The 8,819-nt window shown below is 71.6% G+C and carries 6 protein-coding genes; 3 read left to right on the top strand and 3 right to left on the bottom strand.

The features are described 5' to 3' along the window. Positions 1 to 439: 439 nt before the first annotated feature. Entirely contained in the window at positions 440 to 1,927 is a 1,488-nt protein-coding gene (locus AB0F72_RS40065; protein WP_360443783.1) for a GGDEF domain-containing protein, read from the bottom strand. 200 nt (positions 1,928 to 2,127) lie between these two features. On the opposite strand from AB0F72_RS40065, the gene AB0F72_RS40060 reads away from it, so the two are divergent. After that, on the top strand, positions 2,128 to 3,129 hold the full coding sequence (locus AB0F72_RS40060) for a nitroreductase family protein (protein WP_360443780.1): 1,002 nt from the start codon (positions 2,128 to 2,130) through the stop codon (positions 3,127 to 3,129). On the opposite strand, the gene AB0F72_RS40055 is transcribed toward AB0F72_RS40060, so the two are convergent. Next, the gene (locus tag AB0F72_RS40055; RefSeq protein WP_360443777.1) at positions 3,110 to 3,643 is read right to left on the bottom strand and encodes a TetR family transcriptional regulator; all 534 of its coding nucleotides are present in this window, start codon (positions 3,641 to 3,643) and stop codon (positions 3,110 to 3,112) included. The two genes, AB0F72_RS40060 and AB0F72_RS40055, sit on opposite strands and share 20 nt — an antisense overlap. 56 nt (positions 3,644 to 3,699) lie before the next feature. Between AB0F72_RS40055 and AB0F72_RS40050 the strand changes: the two genes are divergently transcribed. Together AB0F72_RS40050 and AB0F72_RS40045 are read left to right on the top strand one after the other, a co-directional pair. After that, on the top strand, positions 3,700 to 4,185 hold the full coding sequence (locus AB0F72_RS40050) for a GNAT family N-acetyltransferase (protein ID WP_360443774.1): 486 nt from the start codon (positions 3,700 to 3,702) through the stop codon (positions 4,183 to 4,185). Positions 4,186 to 4,541: 356 nt separating this feature from the next. Further along, on the top strand, positions 4,542 to 5,144 hold the full coding sequence (locus AB0F72_RS40045; protein WP_360443771.1) for a DivIVA domain-containing protein: 603 nt from the start codon (positions 4,542 to 4,544) through the stop codon (positions 5,142 to 5,144). Positions 5,145 to 5,189: 45 nt separating this feature from the next. On the opposite strand, the gene AB0F72_RS40040 is transcribed toward AB0F72_RS40045, so the two are convergent. After that, positions 5,190 to 8,795 carry an Ig-like domain-containing protein gene (locus AB0F72_RS40040; RefSeq protein WP_360443768.1) on the bottom strand — a complete coding sequence of 1,202 codons (3,606 nt, stop codon included), beginning with the start codon at positions 8,793 to 8,795 and terminating at the stop codon, positions 5,190 to 5,192. Positions 8,796 to 8,819 lie beyond the last annotated feature (24 nt).

The following is an 8,819-nucleotide window of genomic DNA, read 5'->3' as shown; positions in this document are numbered from 1 at the left end:
AACCCGCCAGCACCCGCCACCCCGGACCAGCAACGATCCGCTTCTATCCCGTAACCCGCCAACCAGCAAGATCAACTTAAGCTAAGTGGCATTGGAGCTGCCCGAGCCGTAGCTCAGGCATGTCATGAGGCGCGTTTGCCTGCGCCTGCTACGGCTGGGCTGCTCGAGCCGTAGCTGAGGCATGTTGTGAAGCGCGTTTACCTGTGCCTGCGACGGCTGACGCTGCTCAGCCGTAGCTCACGCAGGTTGAACCGCCGGATGACATGCCTGAGCTACGGCTCGCCAGCCTCGCCGTCCGGGGCGGGGACCGCTGGCGGCCGGCTTGCCTCGCCGTCCGGGGCGGCGACCGCTGCCGGCCCGTCGGCGGCCACGGACCCCGTGGTCGCCCTCGCGGTACCGGCCGAACAGGCGGACTCGACCTGGTCGTCTCGCACCCGGCTCACGAGGAGCGGGAACTCGTCGAGCCGGTCGCCACGCTCGGGGTGCGGTAGGCGCGTACCTGTCCCTTGCCCGCGGCCTTGGCCGCGTAGAGACCGGTGTCGGCCTCGTGCAGCAACTCGTCCAGTGACCGGCCGGGCGCCGACGCCACCGTCACGCCGACGCTGCCGCGCACACCCGCTTCGGCGCACTCCCCGAGGATCCGTTCGCCCACGGCGACGGCGTCGCCGAGATCCTTGATGTCGGGTACGACCACCGCGAACTCGTCACCACCGAAGCGGGCTGCCGTGTCGCCGGCCCGCAGAGCCAGCGTGATCCGGTCGGCCGCGGCCTTGAGCAGCGCGTCGCCGGCAGCGTGGCCGTGGGTGTCGTTGACCGCCTTGAAGCCGTCGAGATCGATCAGCAGGACCCCGGTGACAGTGCCCGGCCGGATCGCCGCGAGCGCCGCCTCACCCCGTACCTGGAAAGCGGTCCGGTTGGGCAGGCCGGTCAGCATGTCGTGGTGCGCGAGGTGGTCCAGCCGCCGGTGCTGCTCCTCCAGGTCCAGGACGAGGCCGCGGACGACCAGGGAGTTCAGCATCTGCCGGACCACGGCCAGGATCGACGTGCTGATCAGCGTGCCGAGCAGCACCGGGCTGAGCGTCGCGTCCCGTACGTACGGCACCGTCACCGACACCAGGGCGACGATCACCGGCAGGTGCGGAAGGGTGCTCCAGATCCCGCTGAACTGGCTGCGGGCGCCGGGCTCGTCGGCTTCCAGGGTGCTGCGGCTGGCCACGGCGATGATCAGTCCGGCGATCAGGTAGATCGCGCCGAGCCCGTGCGCGTACCACGGCAGGCCGGCCGTGTGGTTGTGCGTGCTGATCAGGGCGGCGAGCGCGAACAGGGCCAGGCCTGCGGCGAGCACGCGCATGGCCCGGTACCGGCCGGCGTCGGTCCGGGAGATCAGCATCAGCGCCAGCGCCGCCGCGAGGATCTCGGCGATCACGGTCAGCGCGAACTGCGCGCGGGCGCCGGGCAGCAGCGCCTCGGCGGCCGGCCGGAGCGCGAACTGCCAGGCCGTCGCGAAGATCGCTCCGGCGACGGTGGCGACATCGATCAGGTACGTGCCGCGGGCCAGCCAGTTCGCGAACGGTGGCACCGCGACCAGGATGGCCGGCACCGCGACGACCGCCGCCGCGATGCTGGTGACGGCGGCCGCGCCGGTCACGAGCGTGGGGTGGCCGGTCAGCGCGTCGACGGTGTAGAGCGTGTAGGAGGCGCCGAGCAGCCCGCCGGAGACCGCGCCGAAGACCATCGCGAGGCGTTGCCGTCCCCGGTAGCAGCGGGCCTGCCGGACGAACCCCGCGGCGGCGTACCAGCCGGCGGCGGCGATCGGCACGCAGGACAGCACCAGGCCGGCGGTCTCGGACAGGTGCGGCAGGAGCAGTTGCAGGACGAGACCGGCGGCGACGATCACGCCGAGCCGCGTCAGCAACCGGTTCCTCACGGCTCCTTGATCGGCAGCCGGCCGCCGGCATGAATGATTAGGCCAGCTTTGTGATGCCGGTCAGGATCAGGTCGAGACCGGCGACGAACTGCTCACGGTCGTCGTGCTCGCGCATCTGCCCGGCGACGTGCCGCAGGAACGCGGCGCACGCGGGACCAACGGCCCTTCTGCCCCGGCCGTCCGGGGAGTCTCGTGGAGGTATGTCAGGCGAACATCTGGAAGCCACCCGTCTCGTCCCGCCGTCGCGTCAGATCCTGCTCGACTGCGTGCGCGCGGCCGCCCGCGCGCCGTCGCTGCACAACAGCCAGCCCTGGCTGTTCCGGGTCGATCCACCAGCGATCGAGGTGTTCGCCGATCCGGCGCGCCGCCTGCCGGTGGTCGACCCGGTCGGCCGGGAACACCTGATCAGCGTGGGCGCGGCCGTCTTCACCGTGCGCATCGCGATGCGCAAGACCGGCTATCGGGTACGGGCGGAGCTGTCACCGGAGCAGCCGGACATGTCACCTGGACAGCCGGACGTGTCACCGGAGCAGCCGGACCTGGCGCCGGTCGCCCGGATCGTCGCCGAGCGGCCCGCCCACGCCGACACGGTGACCGAGGCCCTGGCCGCCGCGATTCCGCACCGGCACACCAACCGCTGGCCGTTCGCCCAGGTCGCGGTCCCCGCCGACGCGATCGCCCGGCTCCAGGACGCGGCCCGCCAGGAGGGCGCGTCGCTGACCGTGGCCGCCCCGGCCGGCCGGGACGCCATCCTCGGGCTGGCCCGGGAAGCCGACCGGTGGCTGCGCGAGCGCCCGCACTACGCCGAGGAGATCGCCCGCTGGACCGGCCGCAACGCCCGCCACGACGGGGTGCCGGAGTGGGCGGCCGGTCCGTGGGACGCCCTCGAGATCATGCCGGTGCGCGACTTCGCCGGCTCCGGCACGACGCGGGCGCCGTTCGAGCCGTACCCGACAATCATGGTTCTTGCCACCGACGGCGACACGCCGCTCGATTGGCTGCGCGCCGGTCAGGCCCTGCAGCGGGTGCTGCTCACCGCGACCTGGCTGGGCCTGGCGACCACCCCGATCAGCCAGCCGATCGAGGTGCCGGCGGTGCGCGCGAAGCTGACCCGGCGGCCGGCGCAGATGGTGCTCCGGGTCGGGTACGGCCGGGTCGCCGGGCAGACCCCGCGCCGCCCGATCAGCGAAATGCTGCTCTGACGGCCGCCGTCACGCGGGCGTCGTCCCCGGTGGCGAGCAGGTCCAGCAGCGCGCCGCGGAGCACGGCCAGCGCCAGGGTGCGGCGCGCGACGCCCTCGGCGGTGTCCCGCTCGGCCGGCGTCTGACACCCGGCCAGCACGGTCAGCCAGTCGTCGACGGTGGCCCTGGCGAACCCGGCCCACGCCCCGTCCGGCTCGGTGAGCGAGCGGGCGTACGCCTCGGCCCACAGCCGCAGCAGCGGCCGGTGCTCCTCGGCAGCGAGCCAGGCCCATATCCGCGCGACCGCCTCCGGGAGGTCTCCTGTCACGTCGCTGCCGAGCAGTGCCAGCTCGTCCGTGCGCGCCCGTGTGAGCAGCGCCTTGACCAGGCTTTCCTTGCTGCCGAACAGGAAGAGCAGCACCCGCGGGCTGGAGCCGATCGCGGTGGCGAGCGGGCGCAGGGAGAGGTCGGCGAGGCCGTTGGCGAGCGCGTACCGGTAGGCGGCTTCGAGGAGTTCGGCGTGCCGTGCGCTCATGGCGGTACCCTATCCTGACTGAAACAGTCGTTTCAGTAGGGTGGGAGTGGTTCGCGATGGCATCGCTGCGCAGGGCCGATCAACCGGGTGACCTGGACTGGATCGTCACCGCACACGGCGAGGTCTACGAGCGCCAGTTCGGCTGGGACACCTCGTTCCGGAACCTGGTCGCCGAGATCGTCGCCGACTTCGCCGCCACCGGCGACCCGGCGCGCGAGGCCGCCTGGATCGCGGAAGCCGGCGGGCAGCGGGCCGGTTGCGTCATGGTGGTCGCCGATGCTGAGCCGGGCGTCGCCAAGCTGCGGGTCCTGCTGGTCACCGAGGCGGCACGCGGGCTCGGTCTGGGCGGCAAGCTGGTGGGGGAGTGCCTGGCGTTCGCCCGCGAGACCGGCTACCGGCGAGTGACACTCTGGACGGTCGACGAGTGCGTCTCCGCTCGCCGCATCTACGAGGGGGTCGGCTTCACCCTGACGGCGCAGGAGGCCCATCCCGGTTTCGGGCGCCCCCTCACCAGCCAGACCTGGACCCTCGACCTGACCTGACGTGACTGTCAAGCGGCGCCGCCATGGGCTTACCGCGGGCGGGCCGTAGTTGAGCGCGGTGATCATGGGGCGGTTACCTGCGGTGGCTACGGCTCGCGCGGCGTGACCTGCGGATGCGGAGGCGGCCACCGGACCCGACGGCGAAACCCGGCGGTGCCTTGCCCGCACATGCGGACAGTGCGGGTCGCGCCTCGCGTCCGCACGCTCACGGTGTCACTGTCAGGAACCTGTCGTGATACGCGGTGTTGACATTGAAAGGGGGGTCACGTCTACTTTGACAGCGCCGTCTCAGCACCCCGGATCTGGTCCACACGCTGGGAACGTGCACAGGACATCGCACGAGGGGGAGCGAGTCGATGACCGGAATCGCGAAGCAGCTCACCCCGGCCGATGTGGACGGCGCCGCGTTCCGCCGGGCCGCGCCGGGGTCGCGTGGGTACCACGAGGGGGAGGTGGACGCGTTCCTCTCCGATGTCGCCGGGGAGATGCGTCGCCTCGCGGCCGAGAACCGGGCGCTCAGCGAGCGGCTCGCGCACGGCGATCCCCGCGCCCGGCTGCGCGAGCTGGAAGCCGAGTGCGCGCAGGCGCAGGAGCGGGTGCGGGCGCTCGAGGCGGAGCTCTCCACGATCGCGGGGGAGCCGGGGCCCGATGCGGCAGGCGTGGTGAAGCTCGCCGCGCGGACCGCCGACGGCTATCTCGCCGACGTGCGCCGGGAAGCCGAGGACCTGCTGAGCAAGGCGACCACCGAGGCGGACCGGGTGATCAGCGACGCCGAGCTGCGCGCCTCCACGATCGTCGCGGACGCGCGGCACCGGCACGCCGAGCTGATGGCGGCGCTGCCGGGCAAGCGGGCCGCCGCGCTGGACCGGATTGACGCCTGGCGCGCCGAGGCCGACGAGCGCCGGGAGTCGATCAGCGGTGAGGTCAGCGAGCGCCTGCAGAACCTGATCGGCGCCTGAAACGATCAAGGCCCTCCCGCCGGAACGGAAGGGCCTTGATCCGTGTCACCTCTTCTTGACCGACACCGTCACGTCGTCGGAGACCGTGACGTGGCCGGACGAGTCGACCACCCGTGCCTCGATCGAGACCTTCTTACCGGCGTACTTCGCCGTCGGCGTCCAGGAGAACCGGTACGGCGACGTGCCGCTGGTCGCCACCTTCCGGCCGTCGACGACCAGTGTCACCGACGTGACGCCGAAGTCGTCGGACGCCCGGATCACGACGTCCACGCTCTGCCCGGGGCTCGTCGTGCTGGTCCGGCTCGGCGAGGCCACCTCGGCGGACGGCTTGTGGTCCGTCACCCGGCCCACCGATGTGGGCACCGTCCTGGGGGCCGACGACAGCGGCTTGCTGACGATCACCGAGCCGCTGCCGGAGACGGCCGGCTCGCCCTTGCCGAACCAGGACTTCGCCACCGTGATCGGGGAGGCGGGGGAGTCGTTGGCGACCGCCTGACCGCTTCCGGCGAACACGTCGCCGGCGGCCGTGACCGTGCCGGCGTCGGCGAGCAGCAGGCCGGTCGCCCCGCCGGTGATCCGGCTGGAGTCGACGTGGCCGTCCACCCCGCTGGTGAACTTCACGCCGGTCGACGAGCCGCTCCCGGTCACGACGGTGTCATCGACGTACCCGTGGTAGCGGATGCCGCTGCGGACCAGGTTCTCCGGAGCGCCGTCCTTGCCACGGGCGCCGTCGAACAGGATGCCACCGGACTGGTATCCGGTGACCACGCTGGCCGTCACGGACAGTTCGCTCTCCACGGTTGCGGTGCCCGTACCCTGGATGATCCCGGTCTTGGTGATGCCCCAGCCGTGCGGATGCGCGGACCGCTCGGCGTCGGTGGAGGCGGTCTTCAGCGGGCCGACGACGCTGTCGGTGACCCGGCCGGCCGCGCCGAAGTACGCGATGCCCGCCTCGGCCCAGACGTCACCGGACGTGACGGTGACGCCGGAGATGTCGACGAACATCTCGTTGGTGTCGGTGGAGCCGAGCGACTGGCGGGACACCGTGATCACGTTGCCGCCACCGTCCCGCAAGTAGGGCGCGGTGCCTTCGAGGGTGCCGAGCGTCTGTACCGGCTCGATGGTGACCCGGTCTGCCCCCGTACCCTTGATGGTCAGGGGTTTGGTGATCGTCAAGCCGTTCTTCGCGCCGGCCTGCACGGGGTTGGCGTTGTGGTGCAGCGGCATCGACTGTTCCTGGTAGACGCCGTCGCAGACCAGGATCGTGTCCCACGGCGCGGCCGCCTCGACCGCCTTCTGGATCGAGGAGAACTGCGCGTTCGGGCACTGCGCGAGATCGTCGTCGACGGTCCAGACGTTGCCGGTCGCCTCCGCGGTCGCGGCCTTCACGGCGTGGTCGAACCGCCCGTAACCAGCGCCGTTCGCCTTGGTGACGCCGTCCGACTGGATCTGCTTGCCGGACGCCGGCTCCTGGAACCGCACGTCCGCCATCTGGATCGAGCCGGACGCCGGCATGCCGGCGCCGCCGAAGCGGAACTCCAGCGAGGACAGCGAGCGGACGTCCACACCCTGGGCCGCGAACTCGCGCAGCGGCACCCGGATCTGGTCGAGCACGATGTGCGTGTTCGGGGTGTTGGTGCCGGTCGACATGTGCAGGGCGTTGCCCCAGCGCGGGTCGCCGGCCTGGACCGTGCCCTCGTTGCCGTCCGTGTCGGTCAGCGCGATCACGAAGTTCTGGCTGGTCGAGGCGGGGTCGTAGGAGGTGGGCTTCTCGTTGGGCCACACCGGGGAGGCCGGCGTGCCGTTGACAGTGGTGTCCCGCGTGTTGTCGCCGCGGTTGTCGGCGCCCGGGTTGCGGATGTCGAAGAAGTTCACCGCGGCGCCCAGTGCGAGCGCCTCCAGGCCGGACATGTTCCGGGAGTCGGCCGGGATCCGCGCGGTCAGCGTGGCGGGGGAGGCCTGCTCCCAGGCGAGGGTCAGCTGCGGTCCGTAGGAGTGGTTGATCGGGGCGTTCTCCCGGGTGCCGTTCTGGCCGCCGAGCGCGGCCGGGGCCGGCAGCGGGCACTGCTTCGCGGCGGCCGGCAGCCCGGTCTTGCCGAGCTGGGCCGGCGCGAAGTCCTGCGGCTCCGGGTTGCACCAGTCAAAACCCTGCGGGGTCGCCGGCGGCTTGGGGGTGGTTCCGCTCGCTTGCCGGTACGGGTCGGCGAATCCGCTCCCCGAGAGTGAGCCACCGAGCGCGTTCAGCGTGAGCGGGTTCTCCGGCTGCGGGGTGATCACGTCCACCCGGGCGCCGGCGCCGGCGTAGTAGCTGGTGTTGACCCGCTCGGCGCACGGGATCCGGGCGCCGGACTCGCTGACCGGGCAGGCCGACGCGGGCACCTGCAGGTTGCCCGGCCGGTTGGCGAGTTCGCCGGTCATGTACGCCTCGAACGCGCCCTCGCCGCCGATGTAGCGCCGGAAGAACGCGGCCATCGTGGCGAGGCCGAGCTTCTCCTGGTCGCCCATCCGCTGCGGATCGCCGGAGATCTTCGTGTTGACCTCGGGGTTCAGCGGATCGGTGTTGCCGATCTTGTAGTTCCGGGCGTCGTCCGTGGAGCTGGCCGCCCCGGACAGCCGCAGGTTGTTCGGGTGCACGTTGTTCGTCGCGAACGGCGCCGAGTTGCCGCACGCCGCGTCGTTGTTCGCCTGTCCGTCCGCGCCGCCGTCGGCGTACCAGACGGTGTTGTACCAGTTGTGGATCGCGCCGAGGTGCTCCACCTGGATCTTCGGGAACGGGTCGTCCGGGTTGATCGTCTGCCCGCGCTCGAACTGTCGGGCGCCCATCAGGTTCGACACGTCGCCGTCGCACATCGGCAGGATCGTCATGAACGGCATGCCGGACGGCGCCTTGCGCTCGTAATCGGTCGGCGCGAGCGAGATGACCCCGCTGATCGGGTAGCGCGGGCCGTCGGTGCGGATCCGGTTGTAGTCGATGAAGTTGGTGACCGCGTCACCGCCGCGCGAGTGGCCCATCAGGCCGATCCGGCTCATGTCGAGGTGGCCGGAGAGCGTGGTGCCGATCGTGGTGTGCTCGTCGACCGGCAGGCCGGCCTTCCGGCCGGCGGCGGTGATCGCGTCGAGAGTGGCTGCCAGCAGCATGCGGCGGTTGTGCATGCCTTTGCCCTTGGCGTTGTCCTGCCGCATCATCAGCTGGTCCTGGGAGAGGGAGAACGTGGTGTATCCCCAGGTCGCGAGATTCTCGGCGAGGTAGGCGTAGCCGCTCTCGTTATGCTTGAACTCGGCACACGTGAGCGCCGCCGAGTTCTGGCCCGCGTCGCAGGAGCCGTGGTTGCCGTGCACCAGGACGATCAGCGGCGACGGCTTGGTGCGCCTCGAGAAGTCCGGCGTGTAGAGCTGGCCACGGATCTCCACCTGTTCGGCGGCCTGCGCGGTGCCCGCGGCGGGCGCGGCGCCGTCCGAGTTCGGTTCCTGGATGGTGGTGAGGCCGAACTTGGCCTCCTGGACGACCCGGTGACCGTACGGCCCACGGGCGGTCGGGTCGGGGAGTGCCGCGGGGGTCGCGGGCTTCGGTGCCGTCGGCGCCGCGGTCGCCGGCACTGCCGGGATCGCGAGCGTGAGGACTACGGATAGGAGTACTCCGCCTATTTTCATACCACGCTCCCTGGGAACAGGAGT

Source organism: Actinoplanes sp. NPDC023936, assembly GCF_040639325.1.
In the GTDB taxonomy this organism is placed as follows: domain Bacteria; phylum Actinomycetota; class Actinomycetes; order Mycobacteriales; family Micromonosporaceae; genus Actinoplanes.
This window is presented reverse-complemented; position numbering and strand designations above follow the sequence as displayed.